Annotated in this window: 25 protein-coding genes and 1 tRNA gene; 10 read left to right on the top strand and 16 right to left on the bottom strand. The window is 70.0% G+C overall.

Annotation, left to right across the window (positions count from 1 at the left end; all coding sequences use genetic code 11):
• Nucleotides 1–11: 11 nt before the first annotated feature.
• The 3 genes from ACIPK3_RS06650 to ACIPK3_RS06640 form a co-directional block, all read right to left on the bottom strand.
• Entirely contained in the window at nucleotides 12–776 is a 765-nt protein-coding gene (locus ACIPK3_RS06650; RefSeq protein ID WP_402566967.1) for a cobalt-precorrin-6A reductase, read from the bottom strand.
• Between the two features lie 61 nt (nucleotides 777–837).
• Nucleotides 838–1,611 (bottom strand): sulfite exporter TauE/SafE family protein, encoded by a 774-nt coding sequence (locus ACIPK3_RS06645; protein ID WP_402566966.1) that lies wholly within the window; start codon nucleotides 1,609–1,611, stop codon nucleotides 838–840.
• Between the two features lie 71 nt (nucleotides 1,612–1,682).
• On the bottom strand, nucleotides 1,683–2,870 hold the full coding sequence (locus tag ACIPK3_RS06640) for a thiolase family protein (RefSeq protein ID WP_402566965.1): 1,188 nt from the start codon (nucleotides 2,868–2,870) through the stop codon (nucleotides 1,683–1,685).
• A 153-nt stretch (nucleotides 2,871–3,023) separates the two neighbouring features.
• On the opposite strand from ACIPK3_RS06640, the gene ACIPK3_RS06635 reads away from it, so the two are divergent.
• The 6 genes from ACIPK3_RS06635 (at nucleotide 3,024) to ACIPK3_RS06610 (ending at nucleotide 8,899) form a co-directional block, all read left to right on the top strand.
• Nucleotides 3,024–3,833: a lysophospholipase gene (locus tag ACIPK3_RS06635; protein WP_402566964.1), complete on the top strand. Its 810-nt coding sequence runs from the start codon at nucleotides 3,024–3,026 to the stop codon at nucleotides 3,831–3,833.
• Between the two features lie 197 nt (nucleotides 3,834–4,030).
• Nucleotides 4,031–4,837 carry an SAM-dependent methyltransferase gene (locus ACIPK3_RS06630; RefSeq protein ID WP_402566963.1) on the top strand — a complete coding sequence of 269 codons (807 nt, stop codon included), beginning with the start codon at nucleotides 4,031–4,033 and terminating at the stop codon, nucleotides 4,835–4,837.
• Between the two features lie 90 nt (nucleotides 4,838–4,927).
• Nucleotides 4,928–5,740, top strand: coding sequence for an SAM-dependent methyltransferase (locus ACIPK3_RS06625; RefSeq protein WP_402566962.1), 813 nt, complete (start codon nucleotides 4,928–4,930; stop codon nucleotides 5,738–5,740).
• Between the two features lie 37 nt (nucleotides 5,741–5,777).
• Entirely contained in the window at nucleotides 5,778–7,181 is a 1,404-nt protein-coding gene (locus ACIPK3_RS06620; RefSeq protein ID WP_402566961.1) for a glutamine synthetase, read from the top strand.
• 2 nt (nucleotides 7,182–7,183) lie between these two features.
• Nucleotides 7,184–8,329 (top strand): amidohydrolase family protein, encoded by a 1,146-nt coding sequence (locus ACIPK3_RS06615; RefSeq protein WP_402566960.1) that lies wholly within the window; start codon nucleotides 7,184–7,186, stop codon nucleotides 8,327–8,329.
• 42 nt (nucleotides 8,330–8,371) lie between these two features.
• Complete coding sequence (locus ACIPK3_RS06610) at nucleotides 8,372–8,899, top strand: NUDIX hydrolase family protein (protein WP_402566959.1); 528 nt, start codon at nucleotides 8,372–8,374, stop codon at nucleotides 8,897–8,899.
• A gap of 55 nt (nucleotides 8,900–8,954) precedes the next feature.
• On the opposite strand, the gene ACIPK3_RS06605 is transcribed toward ACIPK3_RS06610, so the two are convergent.
• From ACIPK3_RS06605 to ACIPK3_RS06595, 3 genes are all read right to left on the bottom strand, one after another.
• A complete protein-coding gene (locus ACIPK3_RS06605) occupies nucleotides 8,955–9,755 on the bottom strand; it encodes a polysaccharide deacetylase family protein (RefSeq protein WP_402566958.1) in 801 nt (266 codons plus the stop codon).
• Nucleotides 9,756–9,874: 119 nt separating this feature from the next.
• Nucleotides 9,875–12,556, bottom strand: a complete 2,682-nt coding sequence (locus tag ACIPK3_RS06600; protein ID WP_402566957.1) for a SpoIIE family protein phosphatase — start codon at nucleotides 12,554–12,556, stop codon at nucleotides 9,875–9,877.
• A 157-nt stretch (nucleotides 12,557–12,713) separates the two neighbouring features.
• A complete protein-coding gene (locus ACIPK3_RS06595) occupies nucleotides 12,714–13,424 on the bottom strand; it encodes a response regulator transcription factor (RefSeq protein ID WP_402566956.1) in 711 nt (236 codons plus the stop codon).
• Nucleotides 13,425–13,532: 108 nt separating this feature from the next.
• On the opposite strand from ACIPK3_RS06595, the gene ACIPK3_RS06590 reads away from it, so the two are divergent.
• Together ACIPK3_RS06590 and ACIPK3_RS06585 are read left to right on the top strand one after the other, a co-directional pair.
• Entirely contained in the window at nucleotides 13,533–14,930 is a 1,398-nt protein-coding gene (locus ACIPK3_RS06590; RefSeq protein WP_402566955.1) for an ATP-binding protein, read from the top strand.
• A gap of 76 nt (nucleotides 14,931–15,006) precedes the next feature.
• Nucleotides 15,007–15,792 carry an alpha/beta fold hydrolase gene (locus ACIPK3_RS06585; RefSeq protein WP_402566954.1) on the top strand — a complete coding sequence of 262 codons (786 nt, stop codon included), beginning with the start codon at nucleotides 15,007–15,009 and terminating at the stop codon, nucleotides 15,790–15,792.
• 114 nt (nucleotides 15,793–15,906) lie between these two features.
• On the opposite strand, the gene ACIPK3_RS06580 is transcribed toward ACIPK3_RS06585, so the two are convergent.
• Nucleotides 15,907–16,767 carry a hypothetical protein gene (locus tag ACIPK3_RS06580; RefSeq protein ID WP_402566953.1) on the bottom strand — a complete coding sequence of 287 codons (861 nt, stop codon included), beginning with the start codon at nucleotides 16,765–16,767 and terminating at the stop codon, nucleotides 15,907–15,909.
• A gap of 472 nt (nucleotides 16,768–17,239) precedes the next feature.
• Nucleotides 17,240–17,313: transfer RNA gene (locus ACIPK3_RS06575), tRNA-Pro, on the bottom strand.
• A 137-nt stretch (nucleotides 17,314–17,450) separates the two neighbouring features.
• On the opposite strand from ACIPK3_RS06575, the gene ACIPK3_RS06570 reads away from it, so the two are divergent.
• Nucleotides 17,451–18,164: a transketolase gene (locus tag ACIPK3_RS06570; protein WP_402566952.1), complete on the top strand. Its 714-nt coding sequence runs from the start codon at nucleotides 17,451–17,453 to the stop codon at nucleotides 18,162–18,164.
• A gap of 52 nt (nucleotides 18,165–18,216) precedes the next feature.
• Complete coding sequence (locus ACIPK3_RS06565; RefSeq protein WP_402566951.1) at nucleotides 18,217–19,128, top strand: transketolase family protein; 912 nt, start codon at nucleotides 18,217–18,219, stop codon at nucleotides 19,126–19,128.
• A 10-nt stretch (nucleotides 19,129–19,138) separates the two neighbouring features.
• On the opposite strand, the gene ACIPK3_RS06560 is transcribed toward ACIPK3_RS06565, so the two are convergent.
• From ACIPK3_RS06560 to ACIPK3_RS06525, 8 genes are all read right to left on the bottom strand, one after another.
• Nucleotides 19,139–19,498 carry an MmcQ/YjbR family DNA-binding protein gene (locus ACIPK3_RS06560; protein WP_402566950.1) on the bottom strand — a complete coding sequence of 120 codons (360 nt, stop codon included), beginning with the start codon at nucleotides 19,496–19,498 and terminating at the stop codon, nucleotides 19,139–19,141.
• Nucleotides 19,499–19,528: 30 nt separating this feature from the next.
• Nucleotides 19,529–20,437, bottom strand: coding sequence for a LysR family transcriptional regulator (locus tag ACIPK3_RS06555; RefSeq protein WP_402566949.1), 909 nt, complete (start codon nucleotides 20,435–20,437; stop codon nucleotides 19,529–19,531).
• Nucleotides 20,438–20,503: 66 nt separating this feature from the next.
• Entirely contained in the window at nucleotides 20,504–21,697 is a 1,194-nt protein-coding gene (locus tag ACIPK3_RS06550) for a glycine C-acetyltransferase (protein ID WP_402566948.1), read from the bottom strand.
• Nucleotides 21,698–21,754: 57 nt separating this feature from the next.
• Nucleotides 21,755–22,783 (bottom strand): L-threonine 3-dehydrogenase, encoded by a 1,029-nt coding sequence (tdh, locus tag ACIPK3_RS06545; RefSeq protein WP_402566947.1) that lies wholly within the window; start codon nucleotides 22,781–22,783, stop codon nucleotides 21,755–21,757.
• A 251-nt stretch (nucleotides 22,784–23,034) separates the two neighbouring features.
• Nucleotides 23,035–23,613, bottom strand: a complete 579-nt coding sequence (locus tag ACIPK3_RS06540; protein WP_402566946.1) for a GAF domain-containing protein — start codon at nucleotides 23,611–23,613, stop codon at nucleotides 23,035–23,037.
• Nucleotides 23,610–24,203: a GTP-binding protein gene (locus tag ACIPK3_RS06535; protein ID WP_402566945.1), complete on the bottom strand. Its 594-nt coding sequence runs from the start codon at nucleotides 24,201–24,203 to the stop codon at nucleotides 23,610–23,612. The genes ACIPK3_RS06540 and ACIPK3_RS06535 overlap by 4 nt, the downstream gene beginning before the upstream one ends.
• Nucleotides 24,181–24,552 carry a DUF742 domain-containing protein gene (locus ACIPK3_RS06530; protein WP_402566944.1) on the bottom strand — a complete coding sequence of 124 codons (372 nt, stop codon included), beginning with the start codon at nucleotides 24,550–24,552 and terminating at the stop codon, nucleotides 24,181–24,183. The genes ACIPK3_RS06535 and ACIPK3_RS06530 overlap by 23 nt, the downstream gene beginning before the upstream one ends.
• Nucleotides 24,553–24,554: 2 nt before the next feature.
• Complete coding sequence (locus ACIPK3_RS06525) at nucleotides 24,555–24,989, bottom strand: roadblock/LC7 domain-containing protein (RefSeq protein WP_402566943.1); 435 nt, start codon at nucleotides 24,987–24,989, stop codon at nucleotides 24,555–24,557.
• Nucleotides 24,990–25,019: the final 30 nt, after the last annotated feature.

Genomic DNA, 25,019 nt, shown 5'->3' with positions numbered 1-25,019 from the left:
CGCTCCCTCGGTCACGCCGGGGCGAGGCCCAGCCGCGTCAGCCGCTCCAGTACGTCCACCACACCCGGCAGCGCGGTCAGGCCGTCCGGCAACGGGGGGCGGCGTACGACGACCACGGACAGCCCGAGCCCGCGTGCGGCCGTCAACTTGGCGGCCGTCGCCTCTCCCCCGCTGTCCTTGGTGACCAGTACGTCCACGCGGTGTTCGCGCAGCAGCGCCAGTTCGCCGTCCTCCGTGAAGGGGCCGCGGGCCAGGATCACCTCGGTGTGCGGCGGCATCGGCGGCTCGGGCGGGTCCACCGACCGTACGACGAAGTGCAGGTCCGTCAGGTGGGCGAAGGCGGCGAGGCCCAGGCGGCCGGTGGTCAGGAACACCCGGCGGCCGAGGCCGGGCAGCGCCGCCGCGGCGGCGTCCAGTGAAGGGACCGGGTGCCAGCGGTCGCCGGGGGCGGGCCGCCAGCCCGGCCTGCGCAGGACGACCAGGGGGATGCCTGTGGCTTCGGCAGCCGTGGCCGCGTTTGCCGTGATCGACTCGGCGAAGGGGTGGGTGGCGTCCACGACCGCGTCCACCCGGTGCTCGCGCAGCCAGTCCGCCAGCCCCTGCGCGCCGCCGAAGCCGCCGACGCGCAGGTTTCCGTCCACCGTACCGGGACGGGCCACCCGTCCCGCCAGTGAGGTGGTGACCCGGACAACCGGCCGCGCCGCCAGCGCGGCGGCGAGGGTCCGCGCCTCAGCGGTGCCGCCGAGGATCAGGACGTGCGGGGACGGTGGGGACATGAGGTGAGGGTACGGCCCCCGACCGCTCCGGGGCTCCAGCGCCTGTCGTTCGGATCAGGCCCTACCCCAGGAGCAGTTGCACACCGCCCACGACGGTCGCCGCGATCACCAGTTGCTCGAAAAGCCGCTGGTTGATCCTGCTCACAGCCCATTTGCCGATCAGCGCACCGGGCACGACGAACACCACGAGTGCGGCATCGAGGAGCAGGGACCGGCCGTCGATCAGGCCGAGCCCCGCGCTGAAGGGCAGCTTGGCCACGTTCACGATCAGGAAGAAGAAGGCCGACGTGCCGAGGAAACCGAGTTTCCGGAAGCCGGCGGACAGCAGATACATGGACATCACGGGGCCGCCCGCGTTGGCGACCATGGTGGTGAACCCGCCGAGTACGCCGTAGGAGCGGGCCTTGATCCGGCCCGCGCGGGTGAGCACCGAGTCCGGTTCCTCGTCCGCGTCGGCCGTGCGCCGCCGCCACACCGTGACGGCGGCCATCAGCAGCAGGATCGCGCCGATCGAGATCCGTACCACCGTGTCGTCGGCCCACACCAGGAACAGCGTGCCGAGCACCACACCGGCCGCCACCGCCGGGAACAGCCGCCACAGCGTGGGCCAGTGGGCGTGCCGACGGTAGGTGGCGACGGCGAGCAGGTCGCCCGCGATCAGCGCGGGCAGCAGTATTCCGGTGGAGGCGCGGGCGGGCAGGACGGCCGCGAAGACGGCGAGGCTGACCGTGTTGGCGCCGCTCACCGCGGTCTTCGAGAAGCCGACCAGGAGTGCCGCGGCGGCCAGGGCGGCGAACTCCCAGCCGGAAACGTGCCAGAGCGTCATCGTGTTCATGCGGGTACCGATGCTATGGGCACGTATCGGCCGGGGACCGGCGGCCCCTGGTCACCGCCGCACGGAGCTGATCAGTGCCGTTCCACCAGCACCGCGCTCCCCTGCCCGACGCCCACGCACATCGTCGCCAGACCACGCTGCGCTCCCGTGCGGCGCATGCGGTGGAGCAGGGTGGTGAGGATGCGGGCGCCCGAGCAGCCGAGGGGGTGGCCGAGGGCGATCGCCCCGCCGCTCGGGTTCACCAGTTCCGGGTCCAGGCCGAGCTGGTCCACGCAGGCGAGGGCCTGGGCGGCGAACGCCTCGTTGAACTCGGCTTCCTGGAGGTCCTCGATCCGCCATCCCATGCGGTCCAGCACCTTGCGGGTGGCGGGCACCGGGCCGATGCCCATCACATCGGGGTGGACGCCCGCCGACGCCCCGGCGGCGTACCGGCCGAGCGACTCCAGGCCGAGTTCGTTCAGGGCCTCCTCGCTGACCAGCAGCAGCCCGGCAGCGCCGTCGTTCATCGGCGAGGCGTTGCCCGCGGTGACCGTGCCACCGTCCTGGAAGACCGGCCTGAGGCGGGCGAGCTTCTCGTAGGAGGTGTCCTCGCGGACACACTCGTCGCTGTCGACGACGGTGCCGTCCGGGCGCTCCACGGGAAGGAGTTCGTCGTCGAAGTGGCCCATCTTGCGGGCCACGGCGGCGCGTTGGTGGCTGCGCAGCGCGAACTCGTCCTGGCGCCGGCGCGAGATGCCGTACCGCTTGGCGACCTCCTCGGCGGTCTCGCCCATGGAGAGCAGGCCGTGGAGGTCCTTCATGGCGGGGTTCACCAGGCGCCAGCCGAGTCGGGTGTCCACCGTCTCGATGCGGTGCGGCAGGGCCTCGTCGGGGCGGGGCAGCACGAAGGGGGCGCGGCTCATGGATTCGGAACCGCCGGCGATCACGATGTCGGCCTCGCCCGCGGCGATGGTGCGGGCGGCGGTGGTGACCGCTTCGAGACCGGAGGCACAGAGCCGGTTGACGGTGGCGCCGGGCACGGTCTCGGGGAGTCCGGCGAGCAGGGCTGCCATCCGGGCGACATTGCGGTTGTCCTCGCCCGCCTGGTTGGCGGCTCCCCAGTAGACGTCGTCGACGCGGGCCGGATCGAGGGCGGGTACGTCGGCGACCAGATGGCGGATGACGGTGGCCGCGAGGTCGTCGGGCCGTACCGGGGAGAGGGCGCCGCGCAGTTTTCCGATGGGGGTGCGGCGGGCGGCCGCGAAGTGGACGGGACGCACGACAGGGCTCCTGACGGACGACATGGCCGGCCGGCACCGGGTCGCGGGCCTGCCGGGCCAAGTTAATTAGCAGTGCTAGTTTTGGACTATAGACCTACCGCCGGGCCCCTGGGAAGATCCTCCGGCACCTTCACCGAGGAGTCGGAGGCCAGGATGAGCGACGCACGGGAACACGTACTCGACGGGACCCACGGCACGATCACCGCACACGAGTGGTCCCCTCCGCAACCCCGGTACATCGCGCTCGTGGTGCACGGGTACGGCGAACACGCCGGGCGTTACGCGGAACTCGCCGGTGTGCTGACCGGACACGGCGCGGCGGTGTACGGCCCCGACCACCTGGGTCACGGCATGTCGGCGGGCGAGCGCGTGCTGATCGAGGACTTCGAGGACGTGGTCACCGACGTGCACACCGTGGCGGGTCTGGCCCGTTCCGCCCACCCCGGTCTGCCGGTGGTGGTGATCGGCCATTCCATGGGCGGCCTGATCGCGGCCCGCCTTGCCCAGCGGTACGGCGGGGAACTCGCCGCGCTCGTGCTGTCCGGCCCGGTGATCGGAGTCTGGGAGCTGCCGGGGCGGCTGCTGGCCCTGGACGAGATCCCGGACGTCCCGGTCAGCCCGGCCGCACTCTCCCGCGACCCGGCGGTGGGCGCGGCGTACGCCGCCGATCCGCTGGTGTGGCACGGGCCGATGAAACGCCCGACGCTCGAGGCGTTCGTACGGACGCTGGGGACCGTCGCCGAGAGCGGCGGCACCGGCCCGCTCCCGGTGCTGTGGCTGCACGGCGACGACGACCGGCTGGTGCCGCTGCCCGGCAGCCGCGTCGGCGTGGCACGGCTCGGCGCCGGCCGCGCGGTCGAGCGGATCTACGCCGGGGCCCGCCACGAGGTGTTCAACGAGACGAACCGGGCGGAGGTCTTCGCGGACGTGACCCGCTTCCTCGACGGCGTACTGCCCGGCTGACCATACGGCGCCCACGACAACGGCTCGCACGCCGTTCGGGGCGGCGCGCCTGCCGACGCCCCTCGGTCACGACCGGCTCCGGCCGCGGGTGGCCGAGAAACAGGTGGCCGAAGTCCGTCTCTGCCGCGGTCCATGATCGTGCCAGACTGCTCGCACGCCCCGTACCGGGGCGGCGTCCGTCGAGCGGAGGAGCGTCTGTGACCGGGAGCGAGCCGGCCGTCCACGGGATCGACACGACGAAGCCGCACCCGGCCCGGGTGTACGACTGGTTCCTCGGCGGCAAGGACAACTACCCGGTGGACGAGGAACTCGCCCGCCGGATCACGGCGATCGACGGCGGGGCCCCGCGCGCGGCCCGCGCCAACCGCGCGTTCATGCGGCGCGCGACGCACCGGCTGGCCAAGGAGACGGGGATCCGCCAGTTCCTGGACATAGGCACCGGCATTCCGACCGAGCCCAACCTGCACCAGATAGCCCAGTCCACCGCGCCGGACGCCCGGGTCGTCTACGTCGACAACGATCCGATCGTCCTGGCCCACGCGGGCGCCCTGCTGCGGGGCACCCCGGAGGGCGTCACCGAGTACCTCCAGGCGGACGCCCGCGAACCCCGTACGATCCTCGAACAAGCTTCCCGGGTACTGGACTTCGGCCGGCCCGTCGCCCTGTCCCTGATCGCTCTCCTGCACTTCGTCGCGGACGACGACGGCGCCCACGACCTGGTCGCGACCCTGGTCGACGCGCTCGCCCCGGGCAGTTGCCTCGTGCTGTCCGCGCTGACCGCCGACTTCGACCCGGGGAACGTCCAGCGGGGCGTCCGTGACTACCGGGCCGGAGGCGTGACGCTGGTGGCCCGCTCGCACGCCGAGTTCTCCGCCTTCTTCAAGGGCCTCGACCTGCTGCCCCCGGGTGTCGTCCCGGTGACGGACTGGCACCCCGAGGAGGCTCCCGACGGCACGGATCCGGTCTCGCTGTACGGCGCGGTGGGCCGCAAGGCCGCCGCCTGAGCGCGTCCGAGTCGGTGTCGATTCCCGGGACATGACGATCGACGGACGGCACAATGGCGGCGGACGGCGCACGTGAGGAAGGGCAGTGACGTGAGCGAGAGCGACCCCGCGACGGGCGGACCCGCGCGACTCAACACCGCCGTGGCGCACAACGCACGGGTCTGGAACTACTGGATCGGCGGCAAGGACCACTACGAGGTCGACCAGCGGGTCGGCGAGCACATCGCCGGCATGTTCCCGGTGATCAGGGCCGTGGCGCGGGCGGACCGCGCCTTCCTGGGACGCGCGGTCCACCACCTGGCGGCGGAGCAGGGGGTACGGCAGTTCCTGGACATCGGTACCGGGCTGCCGACCGTCGACAACACCCATGAGATCGCGCAGCGGATCGCGCCCGAGTCACGGATCGTGTACGTCGACAACGACCCGATCGTGCTGCTGCACGCCCGCGCCCTGCTCACCAGCACACCCGAGGGCGTCACGGACTACATCGACGCCGATGTGCACGACCCGGACGCCATCGTCCGGCGGGCCGCCGAGACCCTCGATCCCGGCAGACCAGTCGCGGTGATCATGCTGGGCATCCTCAACTTCGTGCTCGACACCGGAAAGGCACGGGACGTCGTGCGCCGGGTCATGGCGGCGGTGCCCTCCGGCAGCTTCCTGGTCCTGACACACCCCACCTTCGACGCCGAGCTGGGCGGCGAGGGCAACGTCGCCGCGATGGACTTCTGGAACGAGAACGCCACTCCGGCGATCACCGCCCGCGGCCGCGCCGAGATCGCCACCTTCTTCGAGGGCCTGGAACTGCTGGAGCCGGGCCTGGTGCCGTGCTCGCAGTGGCGCGCCGAAGCAGGTGTTCCGGCCGTGGTACCGCAGTTCGGCGCGGTGGCCGTGAAACCCTGACCCCGAACGGCCGTACCGAGCCCGTCAAGGAGGACGTATGACCACCCTTGCCGACCCCGTGCCCGGCGGACGTCCGGGTGACGTTCCACGGGCCGACGCGTTCGTCACCGAGCTGTCGGCGCGAGGCGTGCGTGGCATCGTCCTGGCCCATGTCGACACGGCGGGTATCGGCCGGGTGAAGACGATCCCGGCGGAACGGCTGCCCGTCGCGGTCGCCTGGGGCGTGGGCATGTCCCCCGTCTTCGACACGTTCCTGGCGGACGACTCCATCGTCACCACCGACGTCCTCGGCTCCCCGGACGGCGATCTGCGCATGTACCCGGACCTGGACCGGCTGGTGGACCTGGCGGGACAGCCGGGCTGGGCCTGGGCTCCCGTCGACCGGATCACCCAGGAGGGCGCGCCGCACCCGGGGTGCGGCCGCACCTTCCTGCGCCGGGTCGTCAGCGACGCCCGGGAGCGGCTCGGGATCACCTTCCGGGCGGGCATCGAGATCGAGTGGTCCGTGGGACTCGACTCGGCGCCCGCCGGCGAGTTCGTCCCGGCGGCGGTCGGTCCGGCGTACGGCGCGATCCGGCAGGTGGAGCTGAGCGACTACGCCGCCGACCTGCTCGCGGCCTGCGCGGCACAGCGTGTGGAGGTCGAGCAGTTCCACCCCGAGTACGCGCCGGGACAGTTCGAGCTGTCGGCGGCCGCGCTGGACCCGGTGGCGGCGGCCGACCGGAGCGTGCTGCTGCGGCAGACGATCCGCGCGGTGGCCCAGCGGCACGGCCTGCGGGTGTCCTTCTCACCCGCGGTGACCGCCGAGGGGGTCGGAAACGGCGGCCATATCCACCTCTCCTGCCACCGCGACGGCACCAACCTGCACGCCGAGGGCAGCGGGCGGTACGGCATGACGCCGGACGCCGAGTCGTTCGCGGCCGGAGTTCTCGCGCACCTGCCCGCGCTGACCGCCGTGACCGCGCCCAGCCCGGCCAGCTATCTGCGGCTGAAGCCCTCCCAGTGGGCCGGGGTGTTCACCGCCTGGGGCCGGGAGACCCGGGAGGCCGCGGTGCGGGTGGTCACCGGCATGGCCGGGAACCGGGAAGCGTCGGCGAACCTGGAGGTGAAGCCGGTCGACCTGGCCGCCAACCCGTATCTGGCGCTCGGCTGTGTCATCGCCGCGGGACTCGACGGGCTGGAGTCGGCCATGCCGCTGCCCGAGGAAATCACCGGGGATCCGGCACGGTTCGCCGCCGAGGAGGCGGCGGCGCGGGGTGTGCACCCGCTGCCGACGTCGCTGCTGGAGGCCGTCGAGTGGTTCCGCGCGGACGAGGTGCTGCGCGCCGCGCTCGGCCCGGTACTCGCCGACGCGGTCATCGCCGTACGCCTCGGGGAGGACACGGCGGCTCACGGTCTGGACGACGCCCGGGTGGCGGCGGCCTACCGCTGGAAGTACTGACGATGGCGGGAGCGCTGCGCGCGGAACTGGACGGGCTGGCGCTGATCGACCACCACTGCCACGGTGCCGTCACCGCCGACCTCACACCCGGCGAGTTCGAGTCACTGATCACCGAGGGCGACGCCTGGCCCGGCGTGTCGTCGTTCGACAGTCCCGTCGGCGTGGCCGTACGGCGGCACTGCGCCCCCGTACTGGATCTGCCCCGGCACGCGCCCGCCGACCGGTATCTGGCCCGGCGTACCGAGCTGGGCTGGCGGGAGGTCAACCGGCGTTTCCTGGCCGCCGCCGGAGCCGAGGCGTTCTGTGTGGACACCGGCTACGCCCCGCACCGGCTGACCGGCCCGGCGGAACTGGCCGAGGCTGCGGGCGCGCGGGCCTACGAGGTCGTCCGGCTGGAGAGCGTGGCCGAGGCCGTGCTGGCCGGGGGCGTCGAACCGGGCGAGTACGCGGGTGTGTTCCGGTCGGCGGCACAGGCCGCGGTACGGCGGCCCAGCGTGGTGGGGGTCAAGTCGGTGGCCGCCTACCGCACCGGATTCGCGCTGGACCCGGCGCGGCCCACGGACGCCGAGGTGACGGCGGCGGTACGACGCCTGCTCGCGTCCGGCGGCGGCCGGCTGGCGGACCCGGTCCTGGTACGGCACCTGCTGTGGACCGCCGTGGACCTCGGGCTCCCGCTGCAACTGCACGTCGGGCTCGGCGACAACGACCTGCGGCTGCACCGCTCCGACCCCGCCCTGCTGACGGACTGGCTGCACGCGACGAGCGGCACCGTCCCGGTGCTGCTGCTGCACTGCTGGCCGTACCAGCGTCAGGCCGGCTATCTGGCCGCCGTGTTCGAGCAGGTGTACCTCGACGTGGGACTGGCCCTGCACTACACGGGTCCGGCCCGGTCCCGGGCGATTCTGGAGGAGGCCCTGGAGATCACACCGTTCCGAAAACTCCTGTACAGCTCCGACGCCTACGGTGTGGCCGAATTCCACCACCTCGGCGCGCTGTCCTTCCGGCAGGGGCTGGCCGCCCTGCTCCAGGAACGGGTGGACGCGGACGAGTTGAGCCTGCCCGACGCCCTGCGGATCGCCGCCTGGACGGGACGTGACAACGCCCGTCGGCTGTACGGGCTGCCCGTATCCGACCACGGCCGCGACTGAGCGCGCGCCCCGCCCGGAAAGTATGATCAAGCAATGTCAGACATGACCGAAACCACGCCCGGCTGGCTGTCCACGGACGAGCTGGAAATGGCCCGTGCCCGTATGCCGATTCTGTACGTCGAGGCGGTTCCCGTGCGGGTCGACGACAGCGGTGAGGTCACCAGCATCGGGCTGCTGCTGCGCATCGGGCCGGACGGAACGGTCAACCGGACCCTGGTCTCCGGCCGCGTCCTGCATCACGAGCGGGTGCGTGACGCGCTGCTGCGCCATCTGGAGAAGGATCTCGGCCCGGTGGCCCTGCCCAGGGTCCCGTCCTCGCTCCAGCCCTTCACGGTGGCCGAGTACTTCCCGACCCTCGGGGTCACGCCGTATCACGACCCGCGGCAGCACGCGGTGTCCCTCGCCTACATCGTCCCGGTGACCGGCGACTGCCGCCCCCGCCAGGATGCCCTGGACCTGGTGTGGTTCACCCCGCAGGAAGCCGTGTCCGAGGCGTTGCAGAACGAGATGCCGGGCGGCCACGGGGTGCTGCTGAAGCAGGCCCTCGCACACGTGGGGTACGTGGGCTGAGCAGGACACGACGGAGAGGCCCGGCCCGGTGGTCGGGTCTCCGTCGGCGCTGCCGCTACCCGGCTTTCGGAAAGCTGAAGGCGTACCCCTCCTCGGTCAGCCAGGGGAGCAGACCCCGGAGGGCCTCCAGCGTCTGGGAACGGTCTCCTCCGCCGTCGTGCAGCAGCACGGTCGGGCCCTGGCCTCTGGAGAGCTGGCTCTTCACCGCGGTCATGATGGTGTCCGCGCCCGGTTTCGCGTAGTCGCCGGGGTCGACGTTCCAGCCCAGGTTCCGCATGCCGTGGCTTGCGGCTATCCGGCGGCTCTCCGGGGTGAAGGCGCCGCCCGGTGCCCGGTAGTAGTGCACGCGGGCGTTGCCGGCCGCCCGCTCGATCAGGCGTTTCGCCTCGTCTATCTCCTTCTTCTGATACTCGACAGGCTTCTTGTCCATGGCGGTGTCATGGCTCATCGAGTGGTTGCACAGCCGGTGTCCGTCACTGACGATCTTCTTCACCAGGTCGGGGTGGGCGGCGGCGTTCGGTCCGGTCAGACAGAAGACGGCCTTGGCATGGAACCGCTTCAGCGTCTTCAACGCCTCCGGTGTCCAGCGAGGGTGCGGGCCGTCGTCCAGGGTGATGTTCACGGTCTTTCCCTCGTCCTCCGACGCCCTGACGATTCCCATGTCGACCCGAGGTGACTGCAGGGCGGGATCCGCGGGCGGATTCGAGGCCGCCCGACCGCTGCCGGTCGATTCGCGGCTGTCCGTGCTCCAGGGCACGGTGAGAGCCCAGACCGCACAGAGGGAGAGAGCCGTCGCCGGCCACAACCACCGGACCCTGCCCACCCGGACGCCACGCGGCCTTCTCTCGTCACGCATGGCTCGCACCTCCACTGGCTCAGGAAACCGGACTCCTGTCAAGCCTCCGGTACAGGTGCAAGAGGGAAACGAGAGCCGCATGTGATTTCCACAAGAAGCGCCGTCGGCCGCGTCGCTCACTACGGAACGAGCGACTGCTCCGTCCAGATGACCTTGCCCTCTCCTCCGTACCGGGTCCCCCAGCGATCGACGAGTTGAGAGACGAGGAACAGTCCTCGGCCGCCCTCCTCGCTGGACCGCGCGTAGCGAAGATGAGGCGACGTGGGACTGGCGTCCGCGACCTCACAGATGAGCGAGTCCCCGTTGCGGATCAGCTTCACCGAGATCGGATCGCGTCCGTAGCGGACCGCGTTCGTGGCCAGCTCGCTGACCACCAGCTCCGACACGGTGACCGTCTCCTCCAGCCCCCAGGACGTCAACTGCTCCCGCACCGCCGCTCTCAGCCCGCTGAGGGCGGCGGGCTCCGACGGAAGGTCCCAGGAGGACACCCGGTCCGCGCCCAGGGCGCTCGTGCGTGCGACAAGCACCGCGATGTCGTCCGTCGGGCTCTCGGACACGAGAGCGCTTCTGACCGACTCGCATATCTCCGCCGGGGAGGGCCGCGAACCGGCGAGCACGGCGGCGAGTCTGTCGAGCCCCGCTTCGATCGGCTCCTCACGGCTCTCGACCAGACCGTCCGTGTAGAGCACGATGTGGCTGCCCTCCGCCACGGTGAAGTCCACGGTGTCCATGGGAGCGGCGCCCATCCACATGCCCAGCGGTGGGTTCACGGGCACGTCGAGGAAGCGCACGTCTCCTGCGGGGTCCATCAGGGCGGGAGGCAGATGCCCGGCACTCGCCATCGCGCACTGCCGGGTGAGCGGGTCATAGACCGCGTACACGCAGGTCGCTCCCACCACCGCACGGTTGGATGCCGGGTCCATCTCGGAATCGATCCGTGAGACGAGATCGTCCAACCGCAGCAGCAGTTCGTCCGGCGGAAGATCGAGGCTGGCGAAGTTGTGGACGGCGGTGCGCAGGCGGCCCATGGTGACGGCGGCGTGGAGGCCGTGGCCCGTCACGTCTCCGACCACCAACCCGACCCGTGCGCCGGAGATCGGGATCACGTCGAACCAGTCTCCGCCCACTCCGCTGTGGGCGGGCAGATAGAGGCTCGCCCCCTCGACCGCCTGCTGTCTCGGCAGTGACTGCGGAAGGAGACTCCGTTGCAGGGCAAGCGAGGTCGCCTGTTCACGAGCGTACTGAGCGGCGTTGTTGAGGCACACCGCGGCCCTGCGGCAGATGTGCTCCAGCAGGGTGACGTCCTCCGGCTTGAAGCGTTCCGCCCTCGTGAAGGTCGCCGTTCCGATGAGGGTTTCCTGTGAGACCAGAGGGATCACCAGCAGGAAGTACCGGTCGCTTCGCCTGCCGAGGTCACGGGAAAGCCATGGATCAGCGGCCAGGTCCACATCCGTGCTTGCCGCGAGGAAGGGCTTCCTCGTCTCCCCGACATGGGCGAGGACCCTCGAATCGCCGCGATCGACCGATTCACCCGAAGCGACGGGGTGTTCCCACTCATGGTCGAACGCCACGGTTCGGCGCATCTCCCCCAGGGCCGCGTCATCACCGGAGACGAGGGAGCTGCGGACCTCGATGTCGATGAAGTCGGCCAGATCGGGCACCGTCGCACACGCCAGTTCCTTCGCGGTCTGTGTCAGGTCGAGCGAGTTCCCGACGGTGTGGCTCGCCTCGTGCAGGAGACTCAGGTTCCGCTGCGCCGCCTCCGACCGGTTCACCAGATGCAGCAGATCGGTCGAGTCGCGCAACGTGGCCACGGTCCCCAGGACGCGGTCTTCGCTGACCGCGACCTGTTGGTTGATCACGAGGAGCCGGTCCCCCGCGATGGCGACCTGGTCGCGTACGCATCGGCCGGAGCCCACGAGTTCGGCGATCGTCGCGGGCAGTCCGAGGCTTCGCAGCTCCTGACCTTCGCCGTGGCCGCTCAAGCCCAGCAGCCGCTGTCCCTCGTCGTTGATCAGAACCACCTTCCCCTGGCGGTCCACGATGACGATTCCCTCCCGGACCGCGTGAAGCATGGCGTCGTGATGCTCGTACAGCTTGGTTATCTCTATGGGCCCCAGGCCATGCGTTCTGGCTCTCAGCCGGCACTGGACGAGCTTCGCGCCGCCCGTGCCCAGGAGAAGCGCCCCTGCGGTCAGGCCGGTGAGTTCGGGAAGATCGTGCCGAAACGCCCGAGCGGCTTCCTCCGTCGTCACCGCCACCGAGACGAGCCCGGCGATCTCGCCCTCGACCTCGATGGGCGCCACTGTGCGCACCACCGGTCCATAGGCGCCGACACCGGTCTCCGTGAACGTCTCACCGGCGAGAGCCGGCTCCACCGCCCCCGAATATCTGGTGCCGACAAGGGACTTGTCGGGGTGGGTGAAGCGTGTGCCCTCGGCATCCATCACGGTGACCGAGGTGACGCTGTTCCGCCTGCTGACTTCCTCCGCTATGGGTTGCAGCGACTCACTCGGGTCCGCCGAGAGCAGCGCTCTTCTGACCGCGGGTGTACTGGCGATGGTCTCCGCGATGGCGAGGGTCCTGGCACGTGAACGCTCCGTGTTGAGTTCTCTGTTCTGCAGCATCAGCACGCAGGCGACGGCCACTACGAGAAGCGTGATGACGACCATCGTCATGAGCAGTACTTCCCCGGCGATGCTGCGGGGAACAAACCGCGCCGAGGCCACCCGCAACCGTGCGGTGAGGGAGGTGGTGACTGCGACGACTCTTGTGGTGACGGCTCTCGATATGGTGCCCATTACTTCACACAAGCACAGCCGTATTGATCACTTGGGGAATCTCGCGGGGGACTGCGAGGAGAGTCTTACGTTACCCGGCCGCATGTCCCGTGCTGCCCGGCGGATACCGACGGATGCCGAAGACAGGCTCTTGGACGTTTCTTGCAGAGCCCGCATCTCACAGCGCCTCGGCCGGATTCCTCAGGGTGTATCCGACGCCGCGCACCGTATGGATGAGCGGCAGCATGTGATCGGCTTCCAGTTTCCGACGGAGGTAGCCGATGTAGACGGCCAGGTTCCTCGACCCGTCACCGAAATCGAAGCCCCAGATTTCCGAGTAGATTATCGAGTGGGTGAGTACCACCCCTTGCCTGCTGGCCAGGAGGTAGAGGAGATCGAATTCGGTTCGGGTCAGCGTGATTTCCCGGCCGGCCCGCCAGCAGCGCCGACCGGCCGGATCGAGAACGAGGTCGGCAACCTGGACGACGTCTCCCTGGGCACGTACCGCCGCCCCCGTGGCGTCCGTTCGGCGAAGGAGCGCCCGAAGCCGGGCCAGTACTTCTTCCATTCCGAACGGCTTTGTGACGTAGTCATCGGCTCCCGCATCCAGTCCCGCCACTCTGTCGTCTATCTCGACATGTGCGGAGATAATCAGGATGGGAACCCTGTCCTCTTTGGCCCGGAGCACTTCGCACACCTGAAGACCGGTGAGCCGGGGCATTGCGACATCCAAAAGGATCGCATGGGGGCGTTCACGCTCGGCAAGCGTAAGTGCGGTCACTCCGTCGGCGGCCTCCGAAACCTGGTAGCCCTCCAATGACAGTGCGATGGATACGGATTCTCGGACGGCACGATCGTCCTCAGCGAGCAGCACTCGATAGGAACCCATATCATCGAGTATGCCACACAGGCCATTCGGCGGTCTGACCCGGTGCACCGCTTACATGATTCTCATGCAGTTCTTGCATGTCTCTTGCATATCAGAGGAACCTGCGCCATGCCCACGCTTCCCGTACCGCGCAGACTGAGGCGCTTCAGTCTGCGCACGACTCTTATTATTTCTTTCGTCGTGATGGCGGTATTCGTGTCCGTGGCGACCGATCGACTGGCCAACGATGCCGCGGCCGCGGCGATGCGCGACCATCAGCGAAGAGCCTTCGGTTCCATGGTGCAAAGCCTGCGCTCGCACGTCATGAAGCAGAAATGGTCGGCTGCGGACTATATTTCCGAGGGAAAGATGAGGGCCGGTTCTCCGGGTCTGGCCGATTCCACCCTCCAGGTGCTCTCACCCGACGGCACTACCACCGTCCTGCCGATTACCGGACTCAGCCCTCAATTGGATCCGGCCGACTGGCGGCTGGTGGCCGAAGAGAAGGCCGGAGAGACCCGGACGAAAGAAGCGGTTGTCCTCGGACAGACTCATCGAGTCGCCACCATCTCACTCGGCCGGCACCAAGGCGCCCTGCGGGTGATTCAGCAGTCCAGTGAATCCGAGAGAATGCTGAACGACTTGCAGCGCAGAAGTATGATCTCGGCGGCAGCCGTCGCCGTTCTGGCCGCCGCGATCGGTATTCTTCTGGCACGCTGGGCCACGCGCCAGCTGATCCTGTTGACGCGTACCGTGGAAACTGTTCCGTCCGAAGAGGCACTGGCCGCCCGCATTCCCGCCGACGGTCCCGACGAAGTATTTCGCCTGGGCCGGGCCTTCGACGGTCTGCTCGGCCGGCTCGCGCTCTCGCTGGAGGAACAGCGGCGACTCGTACAGGACGCCGGACACGATCTGCGAACGCCTATCACTTCGCTCCGGGTGAGCGTCTTCCTGGCGCGGCGCATTTCCGAGCTCTCACCCGAGAAACGTGCGATTCTGCTGCGCAACCTCGAGGCGGAGACCACTGAACTCGGGAACCTGGTCGACGAACTGGTCGACCTGGCCGCCGGCCAGCCGACGGGATACTTCCGGACGGACATCCGTCTCGGAAAGCTCGTTGAGAGTGCGGCCAGAACAGTGGAACGCCGCAGCGGGCATCCCGTGCGGGTGACAAGCGATCAGGCCATGGTGAGCGCGAACCCTGCGGCGCTCCAGCGGGCGGTGCAGAACATCCTGGAGAACGCGGTCAAATATGACGACGGCGGCCAACCCATCGAGGTCACGGTGGCCGACGGGCGGGTCGCGATCCGTGATCACGGCCCGGGAGTCCAGGACGACGACCTGCCGCACATCTTCGAGCGTTCCTACAGAGCCGACGCGACGGCCCATGTCCCGGGGTCCGGCCTGGGACTGGCCATCGTGGGACAGATCGTCAGGGACCACGGCGGCTCGGTCTTCGCCAGTCGGCATCCCGGTGGCGGGCTGATCGTGGGATTCGTGCTGTCACCGCTCCCGGAGACAGGGTGACGCCCTGCGGCTTCGGCCCAGGTCCTGATCCACAACTCTGTTGGCTCAGGCGTAGCCGCTCTGCGACCATCCAGGCATGCTCACGCTCAAAGACGACTTTGGATGTCTCGCCTACGACACGGCCGGTGAAGGGTCGCCCGTCGTGCTCGTGCACGCCGGTGTCGCCGACCACCGCATGTGGGACGCGATCGTGCCCGCCCTCGCGGAACGGCACACCGTGATCCGCTACGACCTGCGCGGTTTTGGCGAGTCCGCACCCCCCGGTGGCCCGTTCCGCGAGACCGACGACCTGCGCCGGCTCCTGGACCACCTCGGCTGCGAACGTGTCCGGCTCGTGGGCGCGTCCTGGGGTGGCCGGGTGGCCCTGGACTTCACGCTGACCCACCCGGACCGGGTGCACTCCTTGGCCATGCTCGCCGCGCCGTGGCCGCGCTACCACTGGTCCGCGGACATGATCGCGTACGACGAGGCCGAGACCGCGGCCCTGGAGGCGGGCGACCTGGACGCCGCCGTACGGATCAACCTGGACATGTGGCTGCGCGGACCCTCCCGCGGCTGGGACGAGGTGGCCGACGGACCGGCCGACCGGCTCCGTGGCGCGGTGCGGACATCGCTGGTGAACCAGGACATCGTCGGTCGGCACTCCCAAGGTCCCGCGACCGGCGACCTGGCTGACATCGCCGTTCCCACGCTGGTGGGCGTCGGCAAGCTGGACGTCACCGACTTCCAGGACATCGCCCGCCGCTATGTCGCCGAGATCCCCGGCTCCACCCTTGTCGAGTTCGCAGCCGCCGCGCATCTCATCGCCATGGACTCACCCGCCGAACTCAGCGCCGTACTGGGTCCGTTCCTCGCCCGTTAGGGCGTGTACCGAATCCGGTCGACCGTTTCGAAGCGCTTCCGCACTCACGGACGCCGTCGCCGGGGACAAGGCGTACTCGTCCCGCGGCAACCGCGCCCACCTGAGTGTCTCGCCCTAGAAGAGGGGTAGTGCCCGTCCTCGCTGAACCCACGTCACCGGGCTGGTGTTCTTCTCCGACTTGAAGAACACCTTGGCGGGCATGACCTGCCAGCCGCCGTCCGGGTCGGAGTTGTAGGTCACGCCATCGGAGTAGGCGATCCAGCCCACGTAGTAGCCGCCGTTCGGATAGCCCTCCATCCAGCCCGACGCCTTCTCGGGAATCTTCTGCACCTTCGCGTCCTGCGAGGAGGTCTGCACGGCCGTGGAGTCGGAGGACATCGTGCTGAAGGAGTAGGAGGCTTCGACCGAGGAACCCAGCCCCAGATCAGGAATTCCAAGACTCACCGACACCTTGGCTCCCGCGGTGTGGGTCGTCGACGACGTTGTCGTGTCCGTCACCTGATGGCCTGTGCTGTACGTGCGTTCCGCCTCCCCCGTATAGCCGTCGGAGGCCGCGATCGGCTTGAACTTCTTGTCCCAGACGCCGAAGAACTTCACTTCTCCCCGGTCCGCGGTGTTCGAGATCGCGCCCGCGTTGTGCCTTCGGGTGTCCTCACTGTTCATGAAGTGCTGGTCGCGGTACTTCTCGGCGTTGGGCGCATAGATCTGCTTCTTGAGCTCTTCCGCCGGATACAGACTCTCCAACTCCTCCTTGGTGAGGGAGAAGTCGATGGACTGGACGTTCACCATCTTCTCTTCACGCAGCTCGGCCGGCAGGTCCATCGCGGCGCCCAGGACGATCGGCACCTCGTCGTCCTCGTAGAGATTGCCTATCTTGGCCGAAGCCGGATTGGCGGTCAGGAGCAGAGAAGCGGTCACCACCGACACGGACGTGGCGACCAGCACCCCCCTGCGCATCACTTTACGAACTCCCACTGGGAAACCTCTTTCCGGTACGACCCGCGTTGCGGTTTCACTTGCGTGACCACCATGCATGGCCCCGGTTTGGATCCTCCACGGGAAGAGCACGAGGACTCGGCAAGATTCCCTTGCGGCAATCCAAGGTCTCTTGCACACGGTGGCCGTAGGGGAGGAACGACCGCGAGCCGCGCCCAGGTTGTGCTGGGACACCGCTGCATGTGCTGTTGGCATGAGGCACGACGAGCAGGCCGTGCAAGGGTTTCTGACCGACAGTGAGCCGGGCGCCATCGCTTGGCCGGAACCGGACGACGTGCGGAGCCACGTGGAGCAGACCGCGACGGGGCGCTTCCCCGGCTTGAGCGGACCAGTCATGGGGCGTGGTGGTGGACACCAGGTCCGGACACTGGTCCGCGGCCGGTGCCCGAAAATGATCGAGGGCCGGTTCCGGATTTCTCCGGAACCGGCCCTGATCTCCGACTTCCACAAGTCGGGACGACAGGATTTGAACCTGCGACCCCTTGACCCCCAGTCAAGTGCGCTACCAAGCTGCGCCACGTCCCGATGCCGTTTGACCTGGGATTTCCCCGGTCGAAACGCGCAGGGAAACAATACCGCACTCGGGTCCATGGTCGCGCACGCCTTTTCCGCCTCGGCTCGTGCTTGACCTCAACTTTGGTTGAGGTCGCAGGATCATCGGCATGACGATCACCGAGGAACACGGACGCGTCTCCGCGTACGGCTTCGCGGACCTGCCCGCGCTGATGGGCCGGATGACCGGCGACGAGAAGCACGGTCCGGCCGCCACTTCCACCCTCGACGTGCTGTGGGTGCTCTACGACCGGGTGCTCCGCGTGCGGCCCGAGACGCTGGACACCCCGGACCGGGACCGGTTCCTGCTCAGCAAGGGCCACGGGCCGATGGCCTACTACGCGGTACTGGCCGCGAAGGGTTTCGTACCGGTGGACTGGCTGCCCGGCTTCGGTTCGTACGACTCCCCGCTCGGCCACCATCCCGACCGGGTGCTGGTGCCGGGGGCCGAGATCGGCAGCGGGTCGCTCGGACACGGGCTGCCGATCGCGGTGGGCACCGCGCTGGGCCTGCGCGCCCAGGGGCTCACCGAACCGGCGGTCTGGGTGCTGATCGGGGACGCCGAACTGGACGAGGGCAGCAACCACGAGGCGATCGCCTTCGCGGGTCCCGCCGGACTGGAGCGACTGCACACCGTCGTCATCGACAACTCGTCCGCGAGCCATGCCCGTCCCGGTGGGATCGCCGCGCGGTTCGAGGCCGCGGGCTGGTCCGCGGTGAGCGTCGACGGCCGCGACCACGAGGCGCTGTACGCGGCCTTCACGGCCCCGCATCCGGGCCGGCCGCACGTGGTCGTGGCCCGCGTCGAGCCCAAGTACGCCTGACCCCGTTCACCGAACCCACCGAACCCCCGAACCCACCGAGGACGTGACCTCCATGGACACCATGCGTGACCGCTTCGCCCCCGTCGTCTCCCGGCTCCTGGACGAGGACCCACGGGTCGCGGTCGTCCTCGCCGAGATCGGCACCGACGGCTTCGCCGGAGCCCTGCGCCGGCATCCGGACCGGGTGATCAACGTCGGCATCCGCGAGCAGCTGCTGATCGGGGCGGCGGCGGGGCTGGCACTCACCGGGCTGCGGCCGGTCGTGCACACCTTCGCCAGCTTTCTGGTCGAGCGGCCCTTCGAGCAGGTCAAGCTGGATCTGGGGCACCAGGACGCGGGGGCCGTGCTGGTCAGCGCGGCCGCCTCCTTCGACTGGCCCGCCGGCGGCTACACGCACATGGCGCCCGGTGATGTGGCGCTGCTCGACACCCTGGACGGCTGGACCGTGCATGTGCCGGGCCACCCCGACGAGGCCGAGACACTGCTGCGGCATGCCGTGGCGGCGGGCGACGACAAGGTGTACGTACGCCTGTCGGCCCAGGCCAACCGGCAGGGGCTCGCGGTTGACGGGGCGCGCTTCCGTACCGCCCACGAGGGCCGCTCCGGGGTGGTCGTCGCGGTCGGCCCCGTGCTGGACGCGGTGCTCGCCGCCACCGAGGGCCTGGATGTGACCGTGCTGTACGCGACGACGGTACGGCCCTTCGACGGGGCCGCGCTGCGCCGGGCCACCGAGGCGGCGGGCACGGACGTGGTTCTCGTCGAGCCGTATCTCGCCGGAACGTCGACGCGTGCCGTGAGCGAGGCGCTCGCCGATGTGCCGCATCGGGTGCTCGGGCTGGGCGTGGGACGGCGCGAACTGCGGCGGTACGGAACCCCGGAGGAGCATGTCGCCGCCCACGGGCTCGACGCGCCGAGCCTGCGGGAGCGGATCGCGGCCTTCACCGGGGCCGGCGTCCGCGGGTGACCGCGGCGGTTCACGCGCCGCCCGGCAGCCCCAGCCGGGGGTGGGCCTCCAGCAGCCGGGTCGGGGCGGCCTGCCGCCAGGAGTCGGCGAGGATGTCATGCAGTTCGGCCTCGCCCTCCAGCGCCGAGAGCCTCACCCGCACCCAGGCGAACTGCGCCTCGTGACCGGCGGTCCAGAACTTCTCCGGCTCCGCGAGCACCAGTTCGTCGCGCTCCTCCTTGGGGCAGCGCACGGCGATGGAGGTCTCCTCCTCCGGCAGCGTGGCGAACATCTTGCCCGCCACCCGGAAGGTGGGCATGCTCCAGGCGATCTTCTCGGTGGTGTCCGGCAGGGACAGGGCGATACGGCGTACGTCTTCGGCATCCGGCATGCCACGCACGCTAGCCCGTGCCACTGACACTCAGCCGGCCGCCCGTGCGGCCTCCCCCAGCGCGGTCAGTACCGGGCGGATCAGGGGGTGGTCCTCGGCTCCCCGGCGCACCGCCGCGAAGACCCGCCGGGTGGGTGCCACGCCGTCCACGGGGCGGACGACCACACCGGTCAGGTCCATGCCGCGCAGGGCGGAGCGGGGGACGAGCGCGACGCCCGCCTCGGCCGAGGCGAGGGCCACTACGGCGCGGAAGTCGTCGGAGGAGTGCTCGAAGCGGGGCTGGAATCCGGCGTTCTCACAGGCCAGGACGACGACATCGTGGCAGGGATTGCCGGGATAGGGGCTGATCCAGGCGTCCTTGGCCAGCTCGGCCAGGGGCACCTCCGTGGCGTCGGCCAGCCGGTGGGTGACGGGCACGACGGCGTCGAAGGGCTCCGCGTACAGCGGCACATGGGTCAGGCGCGGGTCGTCGGCCGACGGGCCGCCCCGGTACTCCACGGCGACCGCGACATCGACCTGCCGGTCCAGGACCATGGGGAGGCTGGCGTCGCCCTCGGCGTCCTGGACCCGGATCCGGATCCCCGGCGCGGAGGCCGCGAGGCGGGCCACGGCGGGCGCGACGACCTGGGCGATCCCGGTCGCGAAGGCCGCGACCGTGACCGTTCCGGCCTCACCGGAACCGTAGGCGGCGAGTTCCGCCTCGGCCCGCTCCAGCTGGGCGAGGACCGCGTTGGTGTGCCCGAGGAGGATCTCGCCGGCCGGCGTGAGCCGTACACCCTTCGCGCTGCGCTCGACCAGCCGGTGCCCGGTCTCCTGCTCCAGCGCCGCCAGCTGCTGCGAGACGGCCGACGGGGTGAGATACAGCGCGGCGGCCGCCGCCGTCACCGTCCGGTGGTCCGCCACCGCGCGGAGAATGTGCAGCCGCCGTGCCTCGATCATGCGATTGATTATCGCAATATGTCGGGGACCCGCGGGCCCTCCCCCCCGGAAGGCCCGCCCCGGCCGTCAGCCGTCCAGCTCGGCCCGCGCCGCGACGAACGCGTCGACCGCGCGGTTCACGTCCTCCGTGGAGTGGGCGGCGGAGAGCTGGACGCGGATCCGGGCCTGCCCCTGGGGGACGACGGGGTAGGAGAAGCCGATCACATAGACGCCGCGTTCCAGAAGGAGCTCGGCCATACGGCCGGCGCGGGCCGCGTCGCCGATCATGACCGGGGCGATGGCGTGGTCGCCGGGGAGGATGTCGAAGCCCTCCTCGGTCATCCGGCGGCGGAACAGGGCGGTGTTCTCGGTGAGCCGGACCCGCAGTTCGTCGGCGGATTCCAGCAGGTCGAGGACCTTGAGGGAGGCCGCGGCGATGACCGGGGCGAGGGTGTTGGAGAAGAGGTACGGGCGGGAGCGCTGGCGCAGCAGGGCGACGATCTCGGCGCGGGCGGCGACATAGCCGCCGGAGGCGCCGCCGAGGGCCTTGCCGAGGGTGCCGGTGATGATGTCGACGCGGTCCATGACGCCGTGCAGCTCGGGGGTGCCGCGGCCGGTCGGTCCGACGAAGCCGACGGCGTGCGAGTCGTCGACCATGACCATCGCGTCGTAGCGGTCGGCGAGGTCGCAGATCTCGCGGAGCGGGGCCAGGTAGCCGTCCATGGAGAAGACGCCGTCGGTGACGATCAGGCGGCGGCGCGCCGACTGCGCCTCCTTGAGCTGCCGCTCCAGGTCGTCCAGGTCGCGGTTGGCGTAGCGGAAGCGGCGGGCCTTGGACAGGCGGATGCCGTCGATGATCGAGGCGTGGTTCAGCGCGTCGGAGATGACCGCGTCCTCCTCGCCGAGGAGTGTCTCGAAGACACCGCCGTTGGCGTCGAAGCACGAGGAGTAGAGGATCGTGTCCTCCTGGCCGAGGAACGCGGACAGCCGTGCCTCGAGCTCCTTGTGCACCTCCTGGGTTCCGCAGATGAAGCGCACGGATGCCATGCCGTAGCCCCAGCGGTCCAGGGCCGCGTGGGCCGCGGTGATCACCTCGGGGTGGTCGGCGAGGCCGAGGTAGTTGTTGGCGCAGAAGTTGAGCACCTCGCCGGCGCGGGCGCCCGCGCTGACGTTGACGGTCGCGGACTGCGGGGTGTCGATGACGCGCTCGGGCTTGTGCAGCCCGGCGGCACGGATCTCGTCGAGGGTGGCGCGCAGGTCGTCGCGCACGGAGTCGAACATCGGAAAGCTCCTAGAAACGTCCTGGAAGAGCGGGTGGCAGGGACCCCTGAGGTGGCCCTACGCGGTCCAGTCGAGGATGACCTTGCCGCCGCGGCCGCCGGCCGCGTCGGCGAACGCCGCCTCGTGGTCGCGGTAGTCGTACCGCCCGGTGATCACGGGGTTGAGGTCGAGGCCGCCCTCCAGCAGCACCGACATCGCGTACCAGGTCTCGAACATCTCACGGCCGTAGATGCCCTTGATGGTGATCATGGAGGTGACGATCCGGGCCCAGTCGACCGGGAACTCCTGGGTCGGCAGGCCGAGCATGGCGATACGGCCGCCGTGCGTCATGTTGCCGATCATGTCGCGCATGGCCTCGGGGCGGCCGGACATCTCCAGGCCGACGTCGAAGCCCTCACGCAGGCCGAGTTCGCGCTGTCCGTCGGCGATCGTCGCCTGGGACACGTCGAGCGCGAGGCTCACGCCGATCTTGCGCGCCAGCTGGAGGCGCTCCTCGCTGACGTCGGTGATCATGACGTGGCGGGCGCCCGCGTGCCGGGCCACCGCGGCGGCCATCAGGCCGATCGGCCCGGCGCCGGTGATCAGGACGTCCTCGCCGACCAGCGGGAAGGACAGCGCGGTGTGCACGGCGTTGCCGAACGGGTCGAAGATCGCGGCGATGTCGAGGTCGACGGGGATCCGGTGCACCCACACGTTGGCGGCGGGCAGCGCCACGTACTCGGCGAACGCCCCGTCGCGGCCCACGCCGAGCCCGACCGTGGCCCGGCACAGGTGGCGGCGGCCGGCCAGACAGTTGCGGCACCTGCCGCACACCAGGTGGCCCTCGCCACTGACCCGGTCGCCCACGTTGATGTCGGTGACGTCCCGGCCGGTCTCGACGACCTCGCCGACGAACTCGTGGCCGAGCACGAGCGGGGTGCGGATCGTCTGCTGCGCCCAGCCGTCCCACGACCGGATGTGCAGGTCGGTGCCGCAGATGCCGGTCCGCTGCACCTTGATCAGTACGTCACCGGGGCCGATGGCGGGCTCGGGGACGTCCAGGAGCCACAGTCCGGGCTCCGCCTTCTCCTTGACCAGCGCCTTCAACGGTACGGCTCCTGTGGGTGAGGTCCCGGGTCCTGGGACCCCGAAGGAGCCCTGCACCGGGGAAGCGGGGTGGAAAGAGGGGAAATCTGATCTGCAATCTGCCGCATTCGCGGGGCCCGGTCCATCGAGCTTTTCTTAACCGCCGCCTCAGCTTTCCTTCACGCCCCACGGATCCCTGCCGTCACGGGCGTGCGTTCACCCGCTCGCCCGTCACCCGGTTGCCCGTCACCCGAACGCCGCTTCCACGGGTCTCAGAGGGGCAGTCCGTCGTCCGTCCGCCGCTCCAGCCGTGCGGCGAGCTCCGCGGCCGTCGACTTGATCGTCTCCAGGCCGGCCCTCCCCCAGGGCCGCGGCGCGACGTCGGCGACACACACCGTGCCCAGGGCCATCCCCGTACTGTCGATCAGCGGGGCGCCGAGGTAGGAGCGGATGCCGTGCTCGTCGACGACCGGGTTGCCCGCGAACCTCGGGTAGTCGCACACGTCCTCCAGCACCAGCGCCTTGTGCCGGACCACCACATGGGGGCAGAAGCCGTGTTCGCGCGGCAGGGTACGGCCGAGTTCCGTCCGCCGTGTGCCGTCGGCCCGCGCCGGTGGTCCTTCGGCCGGGACGCGCAGGCCCGCGAAGAACTGCCGCTCCTCACCCACGAAGTTGACCATGGCGTACGGCGCGCCGGTGAGCCGGGCGAGGTGGTCCGCGAAGGCGTCCAGGGCGGGTTCCGCCCGTTCCCCCAGGCCCAGTGAGCACAGTCTGCGGGCGCGGGCGGGGGCCTCTCTGTCCTCGGGTGTGAGCAGCAGGCCCCTGATCGGCCTCGGCGGCTCGTAGCTCATGGCCGGGCTCCGGCGCTCTGGACCGGGGCGTGGGCGATGAGGTGGCGTACGAGGGTGAGCAGGGTCTGCACGCTCGAACTGGAGATACGGGCGTCGCAGCGGACGACCGGGATCTCGGGCGCGAGGTCGATGGCGGCGCGCACCTCCTCGGGGTCGTAGCGGTAGGACCCGTCGAACTCGTTGATGGCGACGATGAAGCCGAGTCCGCGCTCCTCGAAGAAGTCGACGGCGGCGAAGCACTCCTCCAGGCGGCGGGTGTCGGCGAGGATGACCGCGCCGAGCGCGCCCTCGGACAGTTCGTCCCACATGAACCAGAACCGCTCCTGTCCGGGGGTGCCGAACAAGTAGAGGACGTGTTCCGCGTCGAGCGTTATCCGGCCGAAGTCCATCGCCACCGTGGTCTCGACCTTGTTCTCGATGCCGTCGAGGTTGTCGGTGGCGGCGCTGACCGTGGTCAGCAGTTCCTCCGTGCTGAGCGGCGCGATCTCGCTGACCGCGCCCACGAAGGTGGTCTTGCCGACCCCGAAACCGCCCGCCACGAGGATCTTGAGCGCGGTGGGGAACGGGTCAGAGCTGTCGTCGTAGTCCATCGAGCACTGCCTCCAGAAGGGACCGGTCTGTCGGAATGTGGCGGTAGGCGGGGGGCTTGGCGGCCAGCGCCCCGCAGTCGACGAGGTCCGAGAGCAGTACCTTCGTGACCACCGCGGGCAGCTTCAGGTGCGCGGCGACCTCGGCGACCGGGACGGGCCCGGGGCACAGGTCGAGTGCCTGGGTGTGCTCGGGACCGAGATAGCCGAGCGGGGTGACCCCGGTGGCCATCACCTGTGACATCAGGTCGAGGGCGATGGTGGGCCGGGTGCGACCGTTGCTGACGGTGAAGGGGCGCACCAGCCGTCCGGCCGCGTCGTCGAGCCAGGGCTCGTCGCCGGCCGTCGGCATGCTCAAGGCCTCATCGCCGGGGGTTCGATGCCGTGCTGCCGGGGCGCGGTGGCCAGGTAGGGGCGCACGCTCTTGACCAGCATGGCCATCTCGTAGCCGAGGACGGCCGCGTCGGCCTCGCGGCCCGCGAGCACGGCGAGGCAGGTGCCGGAGCCTGCGGTGGTGACGAACAGCAGGGTCGAGTCGAGTTCGACGACGACCTGGCGGACGTCCCCGCCGTCGCCGAACCGGATGCCCGCGCTGCGGCCGAGGGAGTACAGGCCGGAGGCCAGGGCCGCCATGTGGTCGGCGCTGTCCGGGTCGAGGCCGTGGACGGACTTCACCAGTCCGTCGCAGGACAGGAGCACCGCGCTGGTGGTGTGCGGTACGCGCTGTACGAGGCCGCTCATCAGCCAGTCGAGGTCGGAGGCCTGGGCGGTCGGGACATCGCTCGCCATGGTGGATCGACTCCTTGGGGTAAGAAGGTC

Origin of the sequence: Streptomyces sp. NPDC086787 (assembly GCF_044745865.1) — a bacterium.
GTDB lineage: Bacteria > Actinomycetota > Actinomycetes > Streptomycetales > Streptomycetaceae > Streptomyces.
Note: the sequence above shows the minus strand (reverse complement) of the source record. Positions and strands in the feature narration are given on the sequence as shown.

Coding starts and splice junctions, on each gene's coding strand:
- ACIPK3_RS06650 (WP_402566967.1), bottom strand. CDS start 776: ATGTCCCCACCGTCCCCGCACGTCCTGATCCTCGGCGGCACCGCTGAG.
- ACIPK3_RS06645 (WP_402566966.1), bottom strand. CDS start 1,611: ATGAACACGATGACGCTCTGGCACGTTTCCGGCTGGGAGTTCGCCGCC.
- ACIPK3_RS06635 (WP_402566964.1), top strand. CDS start 3,024: ATGAGCGACGCACGGGAACACGTACTCGACGGGACCCACGGCACGATC.
- ACIPK3_RS06620 (WP_402566961.1), top strand. CDS start 5,778: ATGACCACCCTTGCCGACCCCGTGCCCGGCGGACGTCCGGGTGACGTT.
- ACIPK3_RS06615 (WP_402566960.1), top strand. CDS start 7,184: ATGGCGGGAGCGCTGCGCGCGGAACTGGACGGGCTGGCGCTGATCGAC.
- ACIPK3_RS06610 (WP_402566959.1), top strand. CDS start 8,372: ATGACCGAAACCACGCCCGGCTGGCTGTCCACGGACGAGCTGGAAATG.
- ACIPK3_RS06605 (WP_402566958.1), bottom strand. CDS start 9,755: ATGCGTGACGAGAGAAGGCCGCGTGGCGTCCGGGTGGGCAGGGTCCGG.
- ACIPK3_RS06600 (WP_402566957.1), bottom strand. CDS start 12,556: ATGGGCACCATATCGAGAGCCGTCACCACAAGAGTCGTCGCAGTCACC.
- ACIPK3_RS06595 (WP_402566956.1), bottom strand. CDS start 13,424: ATGGGTTCCTATCGAGTGCTGCTCGCTGAGGACGATCGTGCCGTCCGA.
- ACIPK3_RS06590 (WP_402566955.1), top strand. CDS start 13,533: ATGCCCACGCTTCCCGTACCGCGCAGACTGAGGCGCTTCAGTCTGCGC.
- ACIPK3_RS06585 (WP_402566954.1), top strand. CDS start 15,007: ATGCTCACGCTCAAAGACGACTTTGGATGTCTCGCCTACGACACGGCC.
- ACIPK3_RS06570 (WP_402566952.1), top strand. CDS start 17,451: ATGACGATCACCGAGGAACACGGACGCGTCTCCGCGTACGGCTTCGCG.
- ACIPK3_RS06565 (WP_402566951.1), top strand. CDS start 18,217: ATGGACACCATGCGTGACCGCTTCGCCCCCGTCGTCTCCCGGCTCCTG.
- ACIPK3_RS06560 (WP_402566950.1), bottom strand. CDS start 19,498: ATGCCGGATGCCGAAGACGTACGCCGTATCGCCCTGTCCCTGCCGGAC.
- ACIPK3_RS06555 (WP_402566949.1), bottom strand. CDS start 20,437: ATGATCGAGGCACGGCGGCTGCACATTCTCCGCGCGGTGGCGGACCAC.
- ACIPK3_RS06550 (WP_402566948.1), bottom strand. CDS start 21,697: ATGTTCGACTCCGTGCGCGACGACCTGCGCGCCACCCTCGACGAGATC.
- ACIPK3_RS06540 (WP_402566946.1), bottom strand. CDS start 23,613: ATGAGCTACGAGCCGCCGAGGCCGATCAGGGGCCTGCTGCTCACACCC.
- ACIPK3_RS06535 (WP_402566945.1), bottom strand. CDS start 24,203: ATGGACTACGACGACAGCTCTGACCCGTTCCCCACCGCGCTCAAGATC.
- ACIPK3_RS06530 (WP_402566944.1), bottom strand. CDS start 24,552: ATGCCGACGGCCGGCGACGAGCCCTGGCTCGACGACGCGGCCGGACGG.
- ACIPK3_RS06525 (WP_402566943.1), bottom strand. CDS start 24,989: ATGGCGAGCGATGTCCCGACCGCCCAGGCCTCCGACCTCGACTGGCTG.